This is a genomic window from Paenibacillus sp. FSL H3-0310, assembly GCF_038002785.1.
Lineage (GTDB): Bacteria > Bacillota > Bacilli > Paenibacillales > Paenibacillaceae > Paenibacillus_AQ > Paenibacillus_AQ odorifer.
This window is the reverse complement of sequence record NZ_JBBODC010000003.1, coordinates 156667-177582: the sequence shown is the minus strand read 5'-3', so window position 1 is coordinate 177582 and position 20916 is coordinate 156667. Positions and strand designations below refer to the sequence as shown.

The window sequence follows — 20916 nt, the reverse complement described above, 5'->3', positions numbered from 1 at the left end:
TTTTTTATAAGCTCAGGCCCATCTTTTATAGAAATTGAAAAGTGAATGCCAGTTTGCCCACCGCGCCAAGCTGAAGCACATGGAAGTCCAGACTATACCAGAGCTTCTCCATGCCAAAATGATCCCGGTACATATGCACAGTAATCTCCAGCTCAACTTTCAGCGAATCGTATGTCACTTCAACGCCGCGAGCCGTAGTCCCCGGCAGCAGCAAGGTACCCGGATGAAGGAGCTTCGGCTCACGCCAGGTGACAAACCGCTCCGTCCAGCTCGCCGGAATTCCCGCATACCGGTAAGTGTCTGTCAGCTCCAGCCGTGGACATTCCTCTTTATGCCAGACGAACGAACGGATTAAGGACTGTAGTCCTGTTACCTGATACGCCTGTGTCAGATCCAATGTCAGCTCATCATTCTCCTCCGCCGATGCATGCAGCACTGTGGAGCTGAACGCCCGACCGGCCAGCTGATACTGGCCATCAATGATCGGCAGCGAATGGCCCTGCGATCCATTGCAGTCATACTGGTAACGGCCAGCCCCAAAATAATCAGCGGTATACTCTCCGCTTCCAAGATCGGATGCGTAGATCTCTCCCCGGCCGCTCAGAATGAAATGTCCCAGATCATTATGGTTATGCGGTTCAGCATTGTGCCCGCCCTTGGCTGCGAATCCGAATGAACCCGCCTCCGACACATAACGCGAGACAAGCCAAGCGGCATCAGGGAGATAATAGCTGGCGGCTTGCCAAGCTTCGTCCTCCTTGCCAGCCGTCGTCCAGATCAGATTGCGGAAAGCCGGTGCAAAGCGGCTGCAATGATCTTCAGTGTAAGGAGCGCGCAAAGCGGATGGGGGGCGTTCGACATCCGTACAGACTTCCGCCAGATAATGAGACAATCCCATATGTACTAGCACCTGAGGCACTGAATCAGAGAAATTGGCTACATGACTTCCGTCAATGAAACATTTTTGTTGGAAGCGCGCGATTTGCGCTACCTTCTCTTGGTTGAACCAGTCCAGTCTGCCTGCGCTTCTGGAACAGAGGAGATCGCTATAATAAGTGAAATAACCAAACCCATAATTCCAGTATCCAAGGCCTTCCAGACAGGCACCGTCCTCACCGAACCCTTCCAGGTAATACAACATGGCGCGCTCTGTCCTCAGCAGAATATCCGCAAGCATGGCTGGGTCCTCCACAGACAGCAAGGCAGCAGCCCCGATTGATCCCGCACAGACCGCTGCCCAATTATGCCGCGCTGTCTCCCAATCATAAGGACCATTTTCAAGAAATGGACGAAACAGTCTCCGCTCTACTTCATGGTGGATTCGGGATCTCAGAAGCTGCGAAAGTCGTTCCCCGAGCAAAAGTAAAACTTCACTTAAAGTAAATCCGGTCTCGGAAGAAAACAGATCAATATACCGGTTGATATCAGCTGCATTATGATCCGCTGGGAGGTGGGCCGGAAGACACCAGGTGTACTCATCGCATATAGCCCAGAGGATGTCCTCCAGCTTCTCCAGTACTTCCGGATGTTCCGGCTCCAGCAAAGCCAGAAATACATAAGTATTCAGCCTTCTTCTCCGTTCAAAATAGACCCGTTCATATTCCAGCCTCGAACCCGTACGCGAATAAATGGAAAATAACGTATACGACAGTTCAGGTATAGACTGCCCGTCCAGCCTTACCGCCTCCGCGCGGATCTCGCTGATATCTGCCTGTAGTACTCCCGATGATAACGCCCGTTTCCAAAAAGCAGCCGCATCCCCCTTTGGATAATACAAGCTCAGATCGACTGGCTTCATTTCATGCACTATTTCCAAAAGCATCTGTTTATTCATGCCTTTTTTCCTCCTTAAAGGTCAGTCAGATCCGCGAAGCATCTTATTCTTCACTAATATGGCTGAATACTTTTTATTCCAAGGCATGATCTCTCATAACATCCTCACCGGCTGCAATTTTTAGTGAAGTCCATTTCATCTCTTCCCCTGACCAGAATGGATCAGAAGGGAGCAGCCCCAGCGGGAGGAATACGGAGGCGCATAAATAAAGACTGCCTGTATTGATATAGCTCTCCGCAAGCTCCGGCTGATAACCGTATACCCCCGGACGTAGCCATCCGGACTCATCAAGCGTACCCGGATACTCCATAATTCGCGTAATCACAGCTGTCAAAGCGCAGCGTACCTGTGCAGGGGGTAATGCTTCCTCCAGAAAATGCTGCAGCGCCGCCTGCGACAGCAGTTGAAACGCCCCAAAACGGTAAACGATCGAACGCCCGATAAAGGGATAGGTTCCATCCGGTGCAATGATCCGTTCGAGAACAGTAGCGTATCGCTGTGCCCGTTCCAGAATCAGCGGTTTCAATGCGGAATATTGCTCCAACTCCTGTTCAAAAAGTGCCACCACATCCACCAGCATCGGCTGAATAACAAAGCTGTTGTAATAATCCCAGTGAAAGTCCTTGCCATCCCCGTAAACTCCGTCGCCCTTATACCAATCCATGAACATATGGACCGCATAACCAACGCGCATCCGGTCATATTCAGGATCGCCAAGTATATACAAAGCGGCTTCCACCATTGCGCTGAACAGCAGCCAGTTGCTGCCGCTTGGCGCTGTCCGGCGTGTCTGCTTCAGCGCTGTTATTACATTGCCTTTGACCCGCGCACTCAGCTTGCCGGCAAGCTGCTTTGGTGCACGCACCAGCGCATGTGCCAGGAATGCCGCATCAACCAGCGGTTGGCCTTCAGCCTTGAATTCCATATAGTCAGGTGAATTCGGATCAACAGCGGCATCAATGGCTTCCAGCATTAGCCCGGCATAACGCGCTCTAAGCTGTTCTTCCTCACCCTCAAGTCCCTCTAGCTCAAGCCAAGGGGCCATTCCACATGCCAATCTAGCAAAAGCCTCCAAATGGGCAAACTGGCTCCGGTCACTATGAAACTTTGTAGGCAGCTGTTCCTTTAATTTCCGCTCAGCCAAAGCATTCAGCACAGGCCCCCCGATCAGCAGCATTGTATCCAGCCAGTATTTACGCTGTTCCTTCCCATTCATGCACAATTCCACCCTTTCAATTGCATCTAATCAGCTACAACTACTTCTCTTGCCTAACGCCTGAATCTTGTTATATTGCGTAATCTTCTACTATAGTTTAGTGTTGTATTATTGCAATGTCTTTGCGAATAATGATGTTTTATTGCGTATATTGTGATCAATCTGAAAGGGGCAATTCCAATGAAGCATGCCCAGTATTATGAGCCGTTCGATGGAGATATTCTGGCAGGTATCGGAAATTCGCCGATCTCACCTACCAGGGATTTCCACATCCATGACCACTATGAAATTTTCCTGTTCTTGGGCGGCAAGGTGAACGGTTTTGTAGATCAGTTCAGCTATCCCCTGCAGCGGGGCAATGTCTTGTTGTTCAACAATCACGAGATTCATAAAATCATCAATTTATCTCCGGAGCCCTATGAACGGTTGACAATCCATTTCAAAGCTCCACTTGTCTATCCCTTCTGTACCGCATCTACAAATCTGCTCGCTTGTTTCCAGAACCGCCAGCCCGGAGAGCATAATCTCGCGCAAATGGATGAACCGCTGATTGAAGAGTATACAACCCTTGCTTCCCGCCTGATTGAGACATTAGAGAATCAGCAGTACGGGAGCGAAGTTCTGGCTCTGACCTACCTGGTTCAGATCCTCGTCCTCATCAATGAGCTGTACAGCCGCACCCGATCCACCGTACCCAGCATTATTTCCTCACATATTCAATCAGCCATGAGCTATATCGACAACCACTTGCATCTAAATCTGTCACTGGAGCAAATCGCTGGAGAACTGAACGTCGATAAATATTATCTTAGCCATCTGTTCAAACAGCAGACAGGCGGAACCATCTACCGTTACGTCTTGCTCAAAAAAATTGCGTTATCCAAGCAGCTCTTGTCCGCCGGGAACTCCGTATCCGATACCTGCTATCTGTCCGGCTTTAACGATTATGCCAATTTCATCCGTACCTTCAAGAACATCACGGGCATTCCACCCGGAAAATATAGTAAAAGAAGCTGAGCTTTAAAACTCAAATTCAAGGATTCTTCAAAAAAGATGCAATCGCTACTGCGGTGAATAGTTGGACTTCCGGCCGCTGTTTTCCTAAGCACTCCCCCGCCTCTCCAAATCTATAAAGAACCTGGCAGCCCGCTTAATGCAGCCTGCCAGGTTCTTTGAAATGCTACTTACAAATATCCCAGCAGATTGGAGATAACTTGCGCACCTTCGGCACGGGTCATCGTCTCTTGTGGCGCGAATTGCTTATTGCCGCGTCCCTTGATCAGTCCCGCCTGTTCGGCGATGTTTGCTGCGTTCTTCGCCCAGTCATGAATCCGGGAATAATCACTGAACGATCCTACAGCAGGCTCATTGGTCTCGCTTCCCTGCAAATATTCATAAGCGCGAACGATCATCACAGCCATTTCCTCGCGGGTAATGCTCTGATCCGGGGCGAACGAATCCGCACTGCGTCCGAGCACGATGCCAGCTCCACTAACAGCTGCAACGGCATCGGCATACCAGGCCTTGGAATCCACATCACCAAATGTTGCATGGCTTCCTGCCTTAAGCCCAAGCGCGCGTGCAATCATAGCAGCGAATTGTGCCCTAGTTACATCCCCTTGCGGATTAAACTCCGTACTGGAAATGCCTTCAATAATATGCTTCGCAGCCATGGTCTTAATTACATTGCTGGCCCAGCTGTCACTGCTGACATCTGTGAACAGCTTATCGTATTCCAGGACTGCATACTGGCTGAAATGCCGTATTTCAGCAGTCCATTTACCATTAGTCAACGTTCCGCCCATGAATTCAAGCGCACCATTTGCAGAAATATAGTAGCTGCCGAGCAAGCTTATATTGGCATCCGGATCTACGTTGAACGTAAGTGTCAACGGTTTATCAAAAGCAGTTACCGTTACAGCAGTGCCGTTGGCAGCAACAACCTCCAAGCTGAAGTTAATCACATCACTTGCCGCAGATAAATGTACGGAACCATTAACAGCCCGATTATTGATTAACTGTTCCACAGCATCTCTGGATACCTTCACTGCTGAGAGCTTAATTCGCGCCCCCTCCGTTTGACCTCCAGTAGCTTTTTCTTGAATGCTCTTCAGCACTTCTGGGGTCAAATTGATAACAACCTTACTCCAAGCCAGACTTAGAGTCTTCTCTCCGATGATTCCTGATAATCCTGCTGGAAGCAGTACGGATTCTGTAGCTTCAGTAAGCTGAACCGTTATTACTCCTCCAACCGGTGCCGTGAAATCCTTTGGGTCAAGAACCTTTTCGGTCTGCGGCAGCGGTGTTGGCGTTGGGGACGGGGTGACTGCTGGTGTCGGTGCTACCGTCCACACTGGTGCTTCCGTTGGCGCCGGCGTAGATGTTGGTGCTGTTGTTGGCTCCGGTTCCGGCGTCGATGTCGGTGTTGGTGTTGGTGTTGGTGTTGGTGTTGGTGTTGGCGTCACTACCGGAGGTTGCTCTGCTTCGCCCACTGTCACGGTTCTAGTCACTTCGATAGCCGCGTTGCCCGCCGCATCACTCACATTATAATGATAGGTGTAGATGCCTGCCGCCTTAGTGTCCAGTGCCAGCACATTCTCCTCATTCTTCGTAATCGTTGCTATAATAAGCTCCGTAATGTCGCCGTCACGGTCATCTACCGCTGTGGCTCCGGCATCCATATAGCTTGCGCCATTTTCCAGTTGAATGGACGGTTCACCAAGCAGTGTAATCACCGGCTTCATTACATCCGGATCAAGTGTAACGACTACTTTTCTTGTCACTTCTTCAGCCTCATTGCCCGCAGTATCGCTGACATTATAATGGAAGGTATAAATATCAGCTTTCGCTGTATCGAGAGCAGTCAAACCGTATACTTCACTGCTAACTGTTGTAGTTATACGGTCTGTAATATCACCATCCTTGTCATCATAAGCAGTCGCTCCTGCATCTGTATATTCAGAACCGATGTGCAAATTCACTATTGCATCACCTAACAGAGTAATCAAAGGCTGAACAGTATCCGGTTCCGGCAGCTTGATTGTTCCGCTCACCGAACTGTCCGCTGTGGCCTCTCCCTTACTCAGTGATACCGTAAAGCTGAAGCTGCCGTTAGTCTCATCGGTTGCTTCTTGGAAGGAAGACAAGGTAATCTCACCGATCGTAACTCCGGTATCATTGAAACCGGGCAGAGCGCCTATCGTCTGCAGCAGCCAAGTCTGGACAGCTTCTTCGCTGTTTGCCGCTTCCTTCTGCACGCTGTATACCGCACCTTCTATGATACTCTTAGCCTCATTTACAGCCTGCTCATTAACAACACTGGCTTTATCTCTAGCTACAGCCACATAGCTGATCAATGCAGCCTGATTGCCTGAATACGTATTGTTTATTGAGTATTTCACAGTACCGCTCACCGGAAGCGTGAAGTCATAGTTAATCATAGCGCCATTAGGACCTGCGACGAAGCCGGTTCGGACCGGTTTGGTCACTTCTTTCCCTTCAGCGTCGATATAGCTAAGCGTAATATCCATCGTGCGGTTGGTGTTGTTCCACCAGTCCCGATGGAATGACGTAATCGTATATTTGCCTGCATTCAAAGGGAGCAGGTATACAAGTGGATTATTTTTTGTATCCGAACCATAAACACCTGTCTGACTTTTATCAGAGAGAACTACAGCGCCACCAAGCCCCTTGAGGAGGTACTTAGTACTGGTATGCCCCCATACGCCATTGCCTGTCGAAGGCTGATCCGCCTTGTTATTAAGCAAGCTGTCACCTACAAAATCCTTGATTAACGTATACGGCGGCGTGATACCGTCCACCGATACACCAGCATCGAGGAAGTATAAGAGCCCCTCCGGTACCACTTCCACATAACAAGTTGTTTTCAGATTTCCATAAGTGCCGGTTACAGCTACCCGTTCATACGGATTGTTGAAGCTGGCCGCATTTACATTCCACTTTACTGATACCAGCAATTTGGATCCGTCTGCCCGAGTGGCTTCCACCTTGTCTGGAAGATTCGGCAGTTTTCCAGCATAAGTAGCCAAATCCTGAGGAGCGACAAGCTCCCGTATATCTCCCGTAGTCAACTGGTTCTGGGCGGAGATCAGGCGTGCTTCAAGCTGAGTAACTCCTTCCTGATCCAATTTGTATAAAATAGGATTATCCAGTGCTTCCTGTGCAGCGCTCTGTGCATCTACGAAGAGCTGCCAGTCTCTGTCCGAATATTCATCCTGTTTGTTCATTTCTTTCGCGGCTGTTACCGCCGCCTGAAGAGCAGCAGTATCTACAGTACCGGTTACTTCCCCGGAAACAACCGCCACCGCGTCGACAACCAAGGTGCCGCTTACCACCTTTATCTGCACATGGTGCTGGCCATATTTAAGCCCGCGGAGTGCGTACGTCTGGTACAGCTCCTTGGAAGCTAATGTATCAGCCGATAGAACAATAACTTTTCCGTCCACCGTTACCTCAAGCTTCGCCGATCCGTTATTCGCTCCTAGAATATCCAGTCCGGTGCCTTCAAACGTATATTCCATTGCAGCGTCTACAGCCTGGCTGGTAGAAAGAGAACGCTGGTAAATGTACATGCCCGCTCCATTTATATGGCTCCACGACCCGGTATATATCAGTTTAGGGTTCGGAGCAGCTGCCAGGTCATACATCTCAAGATTGTCTAGAAGCTCTGAATAATACGGCGTGTAGCCCTCAACCTTCTCCACCTTCAAATTATCGAAGCGGACGTGATAGTAGCCGCTGGCCAGATCTACCCGGCCGGACAATTCAGGAGTAGGGTCTGTATAGGAAGCCAGCTTCACCCCATCCAGATAGGCAGTCACTTTATCGCCTGCAACCTGAACGGCAATATTATGCCATGCGTCATATGCGGTATCGAATCCGTCGATCTTCACGCCGCCGGAACCGTTCGCGGCATTTCCGCTCGCAACTGCGCTATTGTTGACCAGCAGCTGCCAGCCGCCGTCGAACCAGAATTTCAGCACATACGGTGTACCGGTTATGGAGTGGGAACTGCCACCTCCCTGATAACGGGCGCCTATCGCAGCATAATTTGCTCCGCCCTGAGTATTGTTTGATTCGAACGAAACATCAACACTGGCCTTGTAGTTCATCCACCGGTTGTCGCCGATGGCCGTTACGGGATCTCCGCTGTTCCATGTGCCGCCAAGCCCCATGGTTCCCGTGTCCAGCTGCTGCCGCAGGACATAATTGTCTGAACCGTCCGGAAGATAGGCCTCAAATGCCCCGTTGCGGTCATGGGTATAACGCGGGATAACGCTTTGGGAACCGCCGCGGGATTCGATATAGCTCTGGGTACCCTCAGATTGACCGCCTGCACCAATCTTCACGACAGTCTGCTTGGAATAGTCAAAATCATCAGCGTACAGAATGTTGTCCACAGTACTGTGTCCCGCTCCTGTAGTATCGGTATCTAGTACGGTACGCTCGCCTTCTACAGGCAACGGTGTATTATATTCTTCTTTGTCCTTGTTCTTCAAAGTAGACACAGTCACGGTCGAATACGGTTTAACCTTAACGGTATACACCCCGCTGCCATCAGCAGTGGCATCACCGAGATACTGCATATAATTGCTGTTGAACGCTTCTCCTGCATCAGCGGCACGGGTTTCCCATACTTCCATGGATGGATTACCCGTATAAGCCATATTGACTGTCTGCAGCTTGTAGATTTTGGAATACTCGCTATCGTTCACGATAACCGTCGAGAAATCTTTTTTATCAGGTGCTGCAAGGGTTATATAGCTAGGGGAACCGTTGCGGCCGCTGACCGGATTGGTGCCTGTCGCACCTGTAGAGCTGGCTTGAGGAACCGCTCGCCAGATCCCAGCAGTATTATCCTCGTTCTCCCAGCCTACATTCGCAAACCAGCTGTAATGCTGCAAAGTGACAAGACCCGCATCATAATGAATCCATCCCGACCACGGATCGCGCATGCTGACCAATTCCTTGAAGGAATATTGTCCGCCTTCATAAAAGGAACCAATGGCGGGCTGGTAAATAAAGTGTGTCCGGCGGGAGTTAACGAATCCTTTAATAATCGTGTTACTCATCTCCAGCGGACTGCCGACACCACCAATTCCTGTTCCTGCCACTGTAGGATCTTTCATATTGTTGTTGGGACGGAAAGAGGAATTACTGAAGGTAGACTGCGCCTCGCTGTTCCAAACCTCAATATCATATTGTTCTGCAAGTTTTTTGAAATTGCCTGCGCTGTCGTCGTCCGTGTTGTAGTGGTATCCAGCGATCGGCACGGCTTCCCGCAGAGAAGGATCACTCACCATACTGGCACCGAAACTGCCAATCCCGACTTCATCGGATATCACAGACTTGATCCGGTTGTACAGTTCCCGCTCTTCGGTGCTGTTGAAGCCTTCGCTGTCAGTCTTGACTCTCTCAGCGTACTGTTTGGTCCACGCCAAATCTGGAGCGTGCTCGTTGACATAAGGATTAACGTAATCGGCCATATAACCGTATTCACGATAAGCGGCCAGAATGGTTTTTTTGTACCAGGTATAGATTTTGTCGTTGTTATTCGCCCAGGCCGGAGCACTCCATCTCAGGATGCTCACTTTAAGATCAGGGTTCACCGCCTTGGCATCTGCGGCAAGCTGGAAGCCGGGATGCCGGGTAACATTTGCCTCTTCATCGGCCGTACGCATAGTCGCCGGGTCAGGTCCCGTGGAGTTATTGCGGTCATTGCCCATCTCGATTTTCACATGCGTCATGAGCGGATGTTCTCCACCGAACAAGATCTGTAGCATTTCTGCATAAGCCTCTGGATGCTCTGACTTATAGTCCATCAAAAGCGCACTGGTGCTGTTAGCGCTTAGTACGCCAAATCCCTTGAATGTGAGGCCGTTGACATTGTCAGCTTGGATATCGTTGCCGTCAAGCAGAACCTTGACCATAGAAGCTGCGCTCTGTGTAGCCTCTTCGATCTGTTTCTTGATTCCGCCCTTGGCAACGGCGAACCAGCTCAAAATAGGTTTTTCGTCAGCAACATAGGCGTAAGTCAACGTCATTGGACTACTAACGTCAATGTCTCCAGGAATGGTGAATTCGCCGGAAATTAGTTTAGTCACATTAGTGTTGAACTGGTCAAACAAGATGGTCTTGGTTGCCCCGCTAGCATCCTTATACTCGATCTGAGGACGTATTACACGGGAGCGGCTGCCGTACCAATCATGGAAACCGCTGCTGAGCGTATAGGTTCCAGCTTCAAGCGCTTTTAATTTATACACGATATGATTGCTGGCAGGGTCGGCACGAAGTCCGACAGTCCATAGGGACGGATCGGTGGCTGGATCGGTAAGTCCCCCGTCTTTGGAATTCTTGACCTTGTTTACGGAATCATCAAATCCCCAGTCCGCCGTACCGCTGATATACTTCTGGTCGGGTGACTGGTTGAGCAAATCGCTGCCGCTCAGCGTGCGGACCGCTTCGTACAGCGGCGAGGAAGTAGGCCCGTTGCCTACGGAATCGCCCCCTCTGCCGCTATCCACAAAGTAAACCAACGGATTACTTGCGGGCGGAATAACTTCCACACTGGCTACGACCGGCCCCCCGTTTGCTGTACCGCTGACGGTCACGGCATCGTATGGCACGGCAAAGGTATCTGCTCCAATATTCCAGTTCACTGCTGTGCTCTGGCCTCCGATATCAATGCTGGCTGGCAGCGTTGTATCTGCAATTGTTGTAGCCCCCATATGGGCGGCAGCGTAGATAGAATTTACGGTAGCAGCAGAGGCTGCAGGCAGAGTGAATGCCGGAAACATCCCAACTACGAGCGCAGTAGTCATCGTTATTGAGAAAAGCCTTTTTCGAAAGTGCTTTCTGTTCATTCTCTTCTCCTCCTTTGATGGCCAATAATAAAAGAAAGCGTATTCATTTTATTGTTAAATGAATAATTACTAGAGTTATACAGACCCCTTTGACTTATAAAAAAACCTGGCAGCCTATGAAGCATGCAACTGCCAGGTCAAATACGGTTCTAGCCCTTAATGCCCGATGCTGCAACACCTTGTACAAAGTACTTTTGCAGAGCCAGGAAAACAATTACAACCGGAATAATGGACACCACACTCGCGGCCATAATCAGGCCATATTCGGCGGAATATTGCGAGATGAACATTCTTAGTCCGATTTGGATAGTCTTGAGTTTCGTATCTGTCAGATAAATCATTGGCCCTAGGAAGTCATTCCAGGTAGCGACAAAGGTGAAGATCGTCAATGTAGACAAGGCTGGCTTGGACAACGGCAGCATGATTCGCGCCCAAATTCCATATTCGCTCAAGCCGTCAATACGGGCAGCCTCGCATAATTCATCCGGAACACCTTGATAGAACTGGCGCATCAGAAATACTCCAAATGCCGAGAATGCCTGCAGCAGTATGATTGCCAAATGCGTGTTGTTAAGTCCCATGTAACGCATCAGGATAAATTGCGGCACCATGTAAGCCTGCCAAGGGATCGCAATCGTTGCAATATATCCAAGGAATAGAATGTTTTTTCCCCGGAAATGCAGTTTGGAGAACGCGTACGCAGCAAAGCTGGAAGTCAGTAGTTGTAGAATCGTTACGATAATCGATAGTTTCGCCGTATTGTAAATAAAACGGCCCAGCGGAATGCGTGTCCAGATATCCGCGAAATTCTCCCAGCGCGGATTCTGTGGAATCCACTGCATTGGGAAGGAAAAGACATCTTTGTTCATCTTGAGTGAAGAAGACAACATCCATATATACGGAACCAGCATCGCCAGTACTGTCGCAAACAACAAAATATACACAAGAACCATAATGCTGATTCGAAGTCCTTTACTTTTACCAACCATATCTTTTGAATCCTCCTATTGTCCGTATTTCTTCTCGCCGCGGAACTGGACGATGGTGATGCCAAGTACCAGCAGAAACAATACAATGGCCATGGCGCTGGCATATCCGTAATCAAGCGAGCGGAACGCCGTATTGTAGATTTGATACACCATAACCCTTGTAGAATCATTCAACTGGTTATCGGCGCCGGCAAATAGGTTGATAAAGATATCGTAGACTTTGAACGAATTGATGACTAGAATCATCAGAACAAAGAAAGAGGTAGGCGCCAGTTGAGGGACCGTCACATTGCGGAATCTTCTCCACGCGCCCGCACCATCAAGTTCAGCAGCCTCATACAATTCAGGGTTGATGCCCTGAAGACCTGCCAAGTAAATAACCATGTAATAACCCATGTTTTTCCACACTGTAAACAGTATTACTGTGAACATCGCCCAGTGTTTATCCGCTGCCCAGCGGGGAAGATCCTCCAGCGGGATACCGGTAAGGGTATGCAGGATATTGTTGATCGGACCCATCGTAGGACTGAAGATAAAGTTCCATACGGCAGCAACGGCTACCAGGGATGCTACATAAGGGAAAAAGAATACGGTTCTCATGAAATTGCGGGCCATTATCTTCTGATTAAGCAGAATCGCCAGCGCCAGCGCGACAATCATGGTGAACGGTACTACGCCAATAGTGTAAACAATGGTATTCCATAATGCTTTGTGAAATGTTGTATCTCTGATCAACCGGGTGAAATTGTCCAGCCCGATAAACTTCATTGGATTGGCCCCGTCCCATTTCACAAAAGCAAGGATAAAGGCAAAAAACATAGGTACCAGTGTAAACAGGGCAAATCCGATAAAGTTCGGCGCAATGAAGCTGTAAGCTACCAGGTTTTCCCGGACACCTTTTGACAAATGACGTTTAGGGATCTTTTTTGTACCCAATATGGTTTCGTTCTGCATTCTTTCTCCTCCAAACCTTCTAAAACTTTCCCCACAAATCTATACTTTTTAATATAAAAGGCGGGCTTTCACCCGCCCTTAGAACCGGCTCTCTTAAGGTTAATTATTCAAGAGCTGCTGTACGCGAGCATTCATATCATCCAAACCTTCGTCAATCGAAGCATTTTTAGTCATAATATTGTCATGCGCTTCATTCAAAATAACTTCGATGTCTGCGCTCTTTTCATGCATAGGCATTTCCAGATAAGTCTTAACAGTAGTCAGTGCCGCTTTGCTGTTCTCATCCGTAGGGAAGCCCTCGATGGAAGTAATGGAATTGATAACTTCATCATTCTTAATCGCTGGAATGGTTCCGGTGGAAGCAATGACTTTAGCGCCTTCTTCACCAGTCACGAATTTCATGAAATCAAGTGCTGCTTCTTTATGTTTGGATTTCTGATTTACAGCTAGGGAAGTAATTGTACCCAGGGTTGTACCGGCTTCCACACCATCCGGATGAGGGTATTTCGCAATGCCCCAGTTAGCCGATTGGGACTCGCCACTCTTCACTTTCTCAATTTGTGTAGCGATAAACCAGCTGCCCATGTTCATAGTAGCAACGGAATTATTGTAGAATACGCCAGAATAGTGCGTACTTGAAGTCTTCAGTGTGGCGTAATCCATTACGATGCCGTCTTCCTGTTCTTTCAGGATCCGCTCATAGGTTGGTTTCAAGAAATCGTAGTTTCCGTCAACAACAGTGTTCTTGCCGTCCAGAATACCGAACAGTTGAACCGCACTACGCCAAGTATGGTAGTGAGCTCCGTACACTTTTTCAGAACCGCTGCCGGAAGTCATTTTTCTGGCCAACTCATCATATTGCTCGAATGTCATATCATTGCTTGGATATTCCACGCCTGCTTTGTCGAACAAATCTTTATTGTAGTAGAGAATCCAGAAATCGCTGCGGAAAGGAAGCGCATACACCTCATCGTTCACTTCGATTTGTTCTACAGTACCTCCATATACCGAAGGATCAATAGCGTTGCCACTCATAAAGCTTTTAAGCGGCTCCAGGTGATTCTGTTTCACAAGGTTCGAGTAGCCCGGAATATCTTTAATTGTAAGTACGTCCAGATCTGCGCCACCGGATAGTTGTGTGCTTAACATGGTCATATAGTCCGTCGACCCCAGATCGACATATTCGACCGTTACATTCGGATGCTCAGCTTTATAGGCATCGATTAGCGGCTTGTAGTAAGCGGTAGCTTCCCAATCCCACAAGGCCCATTTCAAAGTCACAGGCTCCTGGCTCGGTTCAGCGGAAGCGTTTGCAGAATTCCCCGTTGCTGGAGCTGTCGTTGCAGCAGCACCTTCGTTGTTGTTATTACCAGAACATCCAGCCAACAGACTCATGGAGAATACTGTGGCGAGGGTTATGCCATAGAATCTTTTCAGTTTCATTTAAATATCCCCTTTTCTTCTGATTGTGTAACTACGATCGGCTCTTCTGAGCTTAGTTCAAAGTTTATAGCTTTTTTCGCAAGAATGGCATGCATTATCAAACAAAGTTCATTCACTTTTCTGTGTTCTTCTTCCCTGCTCCGGTTCAAACCTGTAATTTTCTATCTAAAACATGTAATATTCAGCTTATGTACCTCCCCCTGTATCGGAACGCAGGAATATGCTATGGTATATGAAAACGCTTTATATGTTTTCACATTTTGTAGAGGAGTGTTAAATACGGTAAGAAAATCCACCATTAAAAGTCGCATTATTCTGCTCATGGCCGTATTCGCACTGCTGATAGCGTCGCTGTTGTCTTTTTTTAGCTATGAATTAATTACTTATTATCAGCGTAAAACAACCATCCAGGCGACCGAATTCAATCTGCAGCTGGTATCCCATATTATTGAACAGGATTTAATTGATCTGTCATCGCTGGCGATGACCTGCAGCACTAACTCTTCTACTAATACCCTGATTACAGACTACTTCAGCTCACCTAAGGCTAGCTCTAAGGAAGCAGTTAATGTATTCAACTCGATGCAGCAGGACTTCCTGAACAACCGCTCCAACAGCTATGCCCGCCGTCTGATTGTTACGGACAGCAACGGAAAGTTTCTGCAGGTGGATAAAACCGGCACCTCTGTTCCGCTTACCATACACAATATCGGTCAAATTACCGGCCTTAGCAACGATGCCGAGGAGAAATGGGACCGGGTGATCAAGGACCCACTGTCTAATACGAACGGGATTCCATTTGTTTTTCCTATTTACGGCAAAGGGGCTTCCCGGGTTGGAACGGTGTACCTGTTAGCAAATACCACTGTTATTACCGACAAGCTGAAAGGGTACTCCCTGCCGAAGAATTCCCGGCTGCTGCTGACGCTCGGCAATCATCATTATCAGCTCATCGGCGATCAGGTCATCGCCATTGCAGAGCCGTATGAACCTGTGGCCTATACCAATGATAAACCTGTCGGTCCGCAAACCGAGCTGTCCATGGTCAAGCTCGAGGACGAGAAAGAGAGCCATATCGTGGTATCTTATCCCGTACGCAGCGGAGTCATTCTGTCACAGACTTTATCCAATGACCTGTTCGCTCCCAAGACAAATATATGGATTCTGGTTATGCTCGGCGTCTGTCTCCTGGTTATTGTCTTAAGCGCTATCATTACGCTGTATCTGACCCGTACCATCAGTCTTCCGGTGGAAAAACTGAAGAAGCGGATTGATAAGATCGCCCAGGGCAATTTCCTGCTGGACCGCAATATCGAATGGAACAGCGAGCTTGGCGATGTCGGCCGGGGCATTAACCGCCTGTCCCAAGATATCGTAGCGCTTATGGACAGCCGGCTCGCTGACGAGAAACAGAAGCAGGAGCTGGAATACCGGATGCTGCAGAGTCAGATCAATCCCCATTTCCTGTACAACACACTGAATTCGATCAAATGGATGGCTACAATTCAGAATGCTACCGGCATCGCGGAAATGACCACTTCACTATCCAGACTGCTGCGCAGCATCGCCAAAGACAACCGTAGACTAATGCCGTTGAAAGATGAGCTGAGCCTGCTGGATGATTATTTTCTAATTCAGAAATACCGCTATGGCAGTACGGTCTCTATGGTAAAGGAGATTGACAACGAGGAACTGCTAACCGGCCTAATTCCACGATTCACGCTCCAGCCCCTGGTCGAGAACGCCATCTTCCATGGCATCGAGCCCAAAGGCAGAGGAGAAATTCTCATTAAGGTGACCAAAAGTGGATTCGCCGATATTCTAGTTACGATTGAAGACAACGGTATAGGGATGAAGGAAGAAGAAATCTCCACGATTCTGTCGAATCCAGGTGATGGAAGCAAAGAGATGCCCGAGAATATTGGACTCCGCAGCGTAAATGAACGTTTGCGCCTGGCATTTGGGGATAATTACGGTCTTTCGATCGAGAGTGAGTCGGGCCAATATACCCGGATGAAGATTCTTCTGCCGTTCCTGCAAAAGGAATAGAGTAGCATATCAAGCAAGGATGTGATGGAATTGATCAAGTTGTTAATTGCTGATGACGAGGCGCTGGTCTGCATCGGCTTGCAGTCCATGCTGAAGTGGGAGCAATATAATATAGAAATTGTCGGCATTGCACACAACGGGGCTCAAGAGGAAGAAATGATTGACACCCTACGTCCTGACATCGTAATCAGCGATATAAAAATGCCAATTAAAAGCGGCTTAGAAGTTGCCAATGCGGTACGCAAAAAACACGGCCGGCTTCCGCTGTTCATCATCTTAACAAGCTACGAGGAATTCGAATACGCGCGTGGAGCGATTGAAGTGCAAGCCACAGATTATCTAGTGAAGCTAGAACTGACACCAGAGGCACTTGATGCCTCCATTCGGAAAGCAATTTCCCAGTTGGAGGCTTTTCAAACCCTAGACAGCTATCCCATGCTTGCTCATAGAGGCAATCTACAAGCTCAACGCGATAAATTTTTCATCCGCCTGTTCAATAACTTATTCGCAAATAAAAACCAGTACCTTTTGCAGAGAGATGATTTAAACCTTGAGCTCAAGGAACCTGCTTATCTAGTCTGCACTTGCCGTATTTTGGGACCAGACAGTGTCCCGCCACGCGGCGATAAAATGGTTGCTCTGTGCTCAAGTACCGTCCAAATGGCTAAAGATACGCTTACTTCCATAAGACCTTGTTATGTGAGCAGTCTGGACTTGCGCAATTTTGCTGTAACCCTGCCCGTCAACGGGACGGATTCACGGCAATGGATGCCTGAGATTGAAATGCTATTGACCCATATGGCCTCCATACTCCATAACTACTTCAATGTAAGGATCATCGGCGCGATCGGCTTTGCGGTCGAGGATCCTTATTTGCTGCGGGAAAGCTACCTCGCTGCGCGAAAAGCGCTTCCTGCTGCGGTTAAAGCACAGTCGTTTGTGTTTTTTGCCGAAGGAGAGTCGCTGGAGCAGGATCATCTGTTGTTTGATTTCTCCGAATTGCGTACAGAGATCCGCCGTGCTTTTGAAGAAATGGATACCCAAGCTTTATACGCCATTATCTCCAAAATGATCGAAATCTTCGACGGCCGGGCCGACCTGCTGGTTCCCGCCACTGATGCCGCCTGCAACATTCTGTACATGGCCACTTCACTGCTCGCAGACGGTGAGAACATTGTGGAACAAATTTTCGAAAATGAACCGGAGGGCTACCGGGCTATCTACCAGATGCATACGATTGAAGAGATCGCTGGCTGGCTGATCCAGTTCCGGGACGGTTGCTCAGACATCCTCTCTACCCGCAGACAAAGCTACAAGGAGCAGCTCGTCAAAAATGTCCAAGAGTATATTAAACGAAATCTCGGAACTAAGCTCTCGCTCAATCAAGTGGCTGATGTCTTCAATTTCAGTCCCAACTATCTGAGCCACCTTTTCTCCAAGGTTGCCAAGGTCAACTATGTGGAATATATCACGGAGATCAAAATCACGACAGCCAAAGAAATGATGGCACGTGGGGAAGGTCGCATCTACGAAATCTCACAGAAGCTGGGATATGAGAGTGCCTTCTATTTCAGTAAAGTTTTCAAAAAGGTAACCGGAATTTCCCCCAGGGAATACATGCAGCAACTTAAAGCAGATTCACCATCTGACCGAAGCCTCGGAGTGAACAACCGTTCTTGAGATAAAGAGATTATTAAGAATAATCCCACTTCGCAAAAATAAAGCCAATAAATCTGCAAGGAGCAGGCTCTGTTCCTTACAGATTTATTGGCTTGCCATCACCCTCAGCAGCATCCCTAAGTATCACCCTTATTCCTGCAATTTTTTTATTTTTATTTTTAAACTAGCAAAATGCTAATACTCCGGTCTTTCTGCCCTAAAAGTCTACCAAAAAACCGCTTACGAGACACTTTCCCAGCTATTAAGACTGCTGTTCCCATATTGACTTTTCAACATATAGTAATTAAAATAAACAACGCACACTAAATATAGTATAGATACGATTTTTCAGAATTTATAGCTTATCCATTCAGTTTTCATACTATTTTCAATAGTTTTTAATATTTACAGGGGGACAGACACCATGCTAGTCGCGTATGATTCAAAAACAGGAAATGTCAGACGCTTCATCAGCAAACTTAAGTTGCCGGCTGTGCAGATTGAGGAGCATATGACGATTGATGAGCCCTATGTGCTTATTACATATACCACCGGCTTTGGACAGATTCCAGAAAAGGTGTCTACTTTCTTGAAGAACAATAATGCCAATCTGAAGGGCATCGCCGCCAGCGGCAATAAGAACTGGGGCGAGCTGTTCGCGCACAGCGCGGACTTGATTGCAGATCGGTATAACGTGCCCGTTATCGGTAAATTTGAGTTATCGGGTACATTTGGCGATGTAGAACGGATTAAACAGGAGGTGAGCCGGGTTGCGGCATATTGAATTAAACAACATGTTGATGAAGAGAGACGAAAGTGGCTTCTTTCAGTTAGACAAAGATCTTGAGGCAGTAGCCGAATTTATGCGGGATGTAGAGCGCCGGAGTCTGGTTTTTGCGAATACAAAAGCCAAGGTTGATTATATGATTGAACAGGATTTCTACGAGAATTTTTACGAACAGTACAGCACGGCGGAAATTGAAGAAGTCTACCAGATTACCCATGCCTACAACTTCAGTTTTCCATCTTATATGGCAGCTTCGAAATTCTACACGGATTACGCTGTAAAAACCAATGACCGCAAACAATATCTGGAGCATTACCCGGACCGTGTGGCGGCAGTCGCCCTTCACCTGGGACGTGGCAATGCCGATACTGCGGGGGTACTTGCCCGTTCGATGATGGAACAGCGCCTGCAACCTGCGACACCAACCTTCTTAAATGCCGGTAAGAGCCGGCGTGGTGAGCTCGTCTCCTGCTTCCTAATCGAAATGGACGACTCGCTCAATTCGATCAACTATGTGCTGAATACCTGCATGCAGTTGTCGAAGATCGGTGGCGGTGTGGCCGTTAACCTATCCAAGCTACGCTCCCGTGGTGAAACTATCAAGGGTGTTGAGGATGCTGCGAAGGGAATTATACCTGTACTTAAGCTGATGGAAGACGGCTTCTCCTATGCAGATCAGATGGGTCAACGTAAAGGATCAGGAGCAGCCTATTACAATATTTTTGGCTGGGACGTTCTGGAATTCCTCGACAGCAAGAAAATCAACGCTGACGAAAAAACAAGACTCAAAACCCTGTCCATCGGCCTGATTATTCCAAACCGCTTCTATAAGCTGGCGAAGGACAATGAGGCGCTGCATGTATTTGCTCCTTACAGTGTGTACAAAGCCTACGGCACGCATCTCGACGATATGGATCTGGATGACATGTATGATAAGCTGCTGGCCGATCCACGTGTCAAAAAGAAGAAAGCTATGAGCGCACGGGATATGCTGACCAAAATTGCCATGATCCAGCTGGAATCTGGCTATCCATATATCATGAACAAGAGCAATGCCAATGCGGCCCATGCCCTGAAAAACGTCGGACAGATCAAAATGTCCAACCTTTGTACTGAAATCTTTCAGCTGCAGGAGACCTCAGAGATTGCCGACTACGGACAGGAGAGTACAATCCGCCGCGATGTAAGCTGCAATCTGGCTTCCTTGAACATTGTTAACGTGATGGAACATGGCAAAATCCGTGAATCCGTACATGAGGGCATGATCGCCCTGACCGCTGTTAGCGATATGACCAGTATTTCCAATGCCCCAGGCGTAGCCAAAGCAAACAAGGAAATGCACTCTGTCGGTCTTGGCGTCATGAATCTGCACGGCTATCTGGCTAAGAACAACATTGCTTATGAAAGCGAGCAGGCCCGCGATTTTGCCCGGACCTTCTTTATGACTATGAATTTCCACTCGCTAGAGAAAAGCATGGAAATCGCTGCCGCCACGGGCCGATCTTTCCATGGATTTGAGGCTTCTGATTATGCTACGGGAGCTTATTTCGAGCGTTACCTGACTACCGATTACCGCCCGGTTACCCCAAGGGTACAAGAATTATTCGGAGATATTTATATCCCATCCCCAGCAGACTGGGAACAATTGCGGGATGCGGTAAAAACAAATGGCCTATACCATGCTTACCGTTTGGCGATTGCGCCAACGGCCAGCATTTCCTATATCCAAAACGCCACTTCAAGCGTTATGCCGATTGTTGAGCAGATTGAGACTCGGACTTATGCTAATTCAACTACTTATTATCCGATGCCGTACCTGCGGCCGGACAATGTGTTTTTCTATAAATCGGCTTACCAGATGGACCAGTTCAAGGTAATCGATCTGATCGCGGAAATTCAGCCCCATATCGACCAAGGTATCTCGACCGTTCTGCATGTTAACAGTGATGTTTCCACCAGAGAACTGGCCCGCTCCTACCTGTATGCGGCGCATAAAGGCTTGAAGTCGCTGTATTACACCCGGACCAAAAAGCTGTCCGTCGAGGAATGCCTCACCTGCTCGATCTAAAAGGAAGGCTATAGCCGCAGAAAAGGAGATTGCA

Annotated in this window: 11 protein-coding genes; 5 read left to right on the top strand and 6 right to left on the bottom strand. The window is 48.2% G+C overall.

The genetic code is table 11. The features are described from left to right. Positions 1 to 25 precede the first annotated feature (25 nt). Together MHH63_RS26910 and MHH63_RS26905 are read right to left on the bottom strand one after the other, a co-directional pair. Positions 26 to 1834 carry a hypothetical protein gene (locus MHH63_RS26910; protein WP_312151332.1) on the bottom strand — a complete coding sequence of 603 codons (1809 nt, stop codon included), beginning with the start codon at positions 1832 to 1834 and terminating at the stop codon, positions 26 to 28. Between the two features lie 73 nt (positions 1835 to 1907). Then, positions 1908 to 3050, bottom strand: coding sequence for a DUF2264 domain-containing protein (locus MHH63_RS26905; protein WP_248547795.1), 1143 nt, complete (start codon positions 3048 to 3050; stop codon positions 1908 to 1910). A gap of 180 nt (positions 3051 to 3230) precedes the next feature. On the opposite strand from MHH63_RS26905, the gene MHH63_RS26900 reads away from it, so the two are divergent. Beyond that, the gene (locus tag MHH63_RS26900; RefSeq protein ID WP_076185376.1) at positions 3231 to 4067 is read left to right on the top strand and encodes a helix-turn-helix domain-containing protein; all 837 of its coding nucleotides are present in this window, start codon (positions 3231 to 3233) and stop codon (positions 4065 to 4067) included. Between the two features lie 167 nt (positions 4068 to 4234). Here MHH63_RS26900 and MHH63_RS26895 read toward each other — a convergent pair whose 3' ends face one another. The 4 genes from MHH63_RS26895 to MHH63_RS26880 all read right to left on the bottom strand — a co-directional run bounded on the left by MHH63_RS26895 (position 4235) and on the right by MHH63_RS26880 (position 14319). Beyond that, positions 4235 to 10933 (bottom strand): S-layer homology domain-containing protein, encoded by a 6699-nt coding sequence (locus MHH63_RS26895; RefSeq protein ID WP_341172268.1) that lies wholly within the window; start codon positions 10931 to 10933, stop codon positions 4235 to 4237. A gap of 149 nt (positions 10934 to 11082) precedes the next feature. Further along, positions 11083 to 11922 carry a carbohydrate ABC transporter permease gene (locus tag MHH63_RS26890; RefSeq protein ID WP_081383301.1) on the bottom strand — a complete coding sequence of 280 codons (840 nt, stop codon included), beginning with the start codon at positions 11920 to 11922 and terminating at the stop codon, positions 11083 to 11085. A 15-nt stretch (positions 11923 to 11937) separates the two neighbouring features. Beyond that, positions 11938 to 12876: a carbohydrate ABC transporter permease gene (locus MHH63_RS26885; protein WP_036675858.1), complete on the bottom strand. Its 939-nt coding sequence runs from the start codon at positions 12874 to 12876 to the stop codon at positions 11938 to 11940. Positions 12877 to 12975: 99 nt separating this feature from the next. Continuing rightward, on the bottom strand, positions 12976 to 14319 hold the full coding sequence (locus tag MHH63_RS26880; RefSeq protein WP_248547798.1) for an ABC transporter substrate-binding protein: 1344 nt from the start codon (positions 14317 to 14319) through the stop codon (positions 12976 to 12978). Between the two features lie 321 nt (positions 14320 to 14640). On the opposite strand from MHH63_RS26880, the gene MHH63_RS26875 reads away from it, so the two are divergent. The 4 genes from MHH63_RS26875 (at position 14641) to nrdE (ending at position 20882) form a co-directional block, all read left to right on the top strand. Beyond that, positions 14641 to 16368: a sensor histidine kinase gene (locus tag MHH63_RS26875; RefSeq protein ID WP_341172267.1), complete on the top strand. Its 1728-nt coding sequence runs from the start codon at positions 14641 to 14643 to the stop codon at positions 16366 to 16368. A 30-nt stretch (positions 16369 to 16398) separates the two neighbouring features. Beyond that, positions 16399 to 18048: a helix-turn-helix domain-containing protein gene (locus MHH63_RS26870; protein WP_076185377.1), complete on the top strand. Its 1650-nt coding sequence runs from the start codon at positions 16399 to 16401 to the stop codon at positions 18046 to 18048. A gap of 403 nt (positions 18049 to 18451) precedes the next feature. Further along, positions 18452 to 18811 (top strand): class Ib ribonucleoside-diphosphate reductase assembly flavoprotein NrdI, encoded by a 360-nt coding sequence (nrdI, locus tag MHH63_RS26865; protein ID WP_036675861.1) that lies wholly within the window; start codon positions 18452 to 18454, stop codon positions 18809 to 18811. After that, the gene (nrdE, locus tag MHH63_RS26860; protein ID WP_076185378.1) at positions 18798 to 20882 is read left to right on the top strand and encodes a class 1b ribonucleoside-diphosphate reductase subunit alpha; all 2085 of its coding nucleotides are present in this window, start codon (positions 18798 to 18800) and stop codon (positions 20880 to 20882) included. The genes nrdI and nrdE overlap by 14 nt, the downstream gene beginning before the upstream one ends. The last annotated feature ends 34 nt before the right edge of the window (positions 20883 to 20916 follow it).

Bases quoted from the DNA above. Each gene is read 5' to 3' on its own strand.
- MHH63_RS26910 (WP_312151332.1), bottom strand. From the start codon at position 1,834: ATGAATAAACAGATGCTTTTGGAAATAGTGCATGAAATGAAGCCAGTC.
- MHH63_RS26905 (WP_248547795.1), bottom strand. From the start codon at position 3,050: ATGAATGGGAAGGAACAGCGTAAATACTGGCTGGATACAATGCTGCTG.
- MHH63_RS26900 (WP_076185376.1), top strand. From the start codon at position 3,231: ATGAAGCATGCCCAGTATTATGAGCCGTTCGATGGAGATATTCTGGCA.
- MHH63_RS26895 (WP_341172268.1), bottom strand. From the start codon at position 10,933: ATGAACAGAAAGCACTTTCGAAAAAGGCTTTTCTCAATAACGATGACT.
- MHH63_RS26890 (WP_081383301.1), bottom strand. From the start codon at position 11,922: ATGGTTGGTAAAAGTAAAGGACTTCGAATCAGCATTATGGTTCTTGTG.
- MHH63_RS26885 (WP_036675858.1), bottom strand. From the start codon at position 12,876: ATGCAGAACGAAACCATATTGGGTACAAAAAAGATCCCTAAACGTCAT.
- MHH63_RS26880 (WP_248547798.1), bottom strand. From the start codon at position 14,319: ATGAAACTGAAAAGATTCTATGGCATAACCCTCGCCACAGTATTCTCC.
- MHH63_RS26875 (WP_341172267.1), top strand. From the start codon at position 14,641: ATGGCCGTATTCGCACTGCTGATAGCGTCGCTGTTGTCTTTTTTTAGC.
- nrdI (WP_036675861.1), top strand. From the start codon at position 18,452: ATGCTAGTCGCGTATGATTCAAAAACAGGAAATGTCAGACGCTTCATC.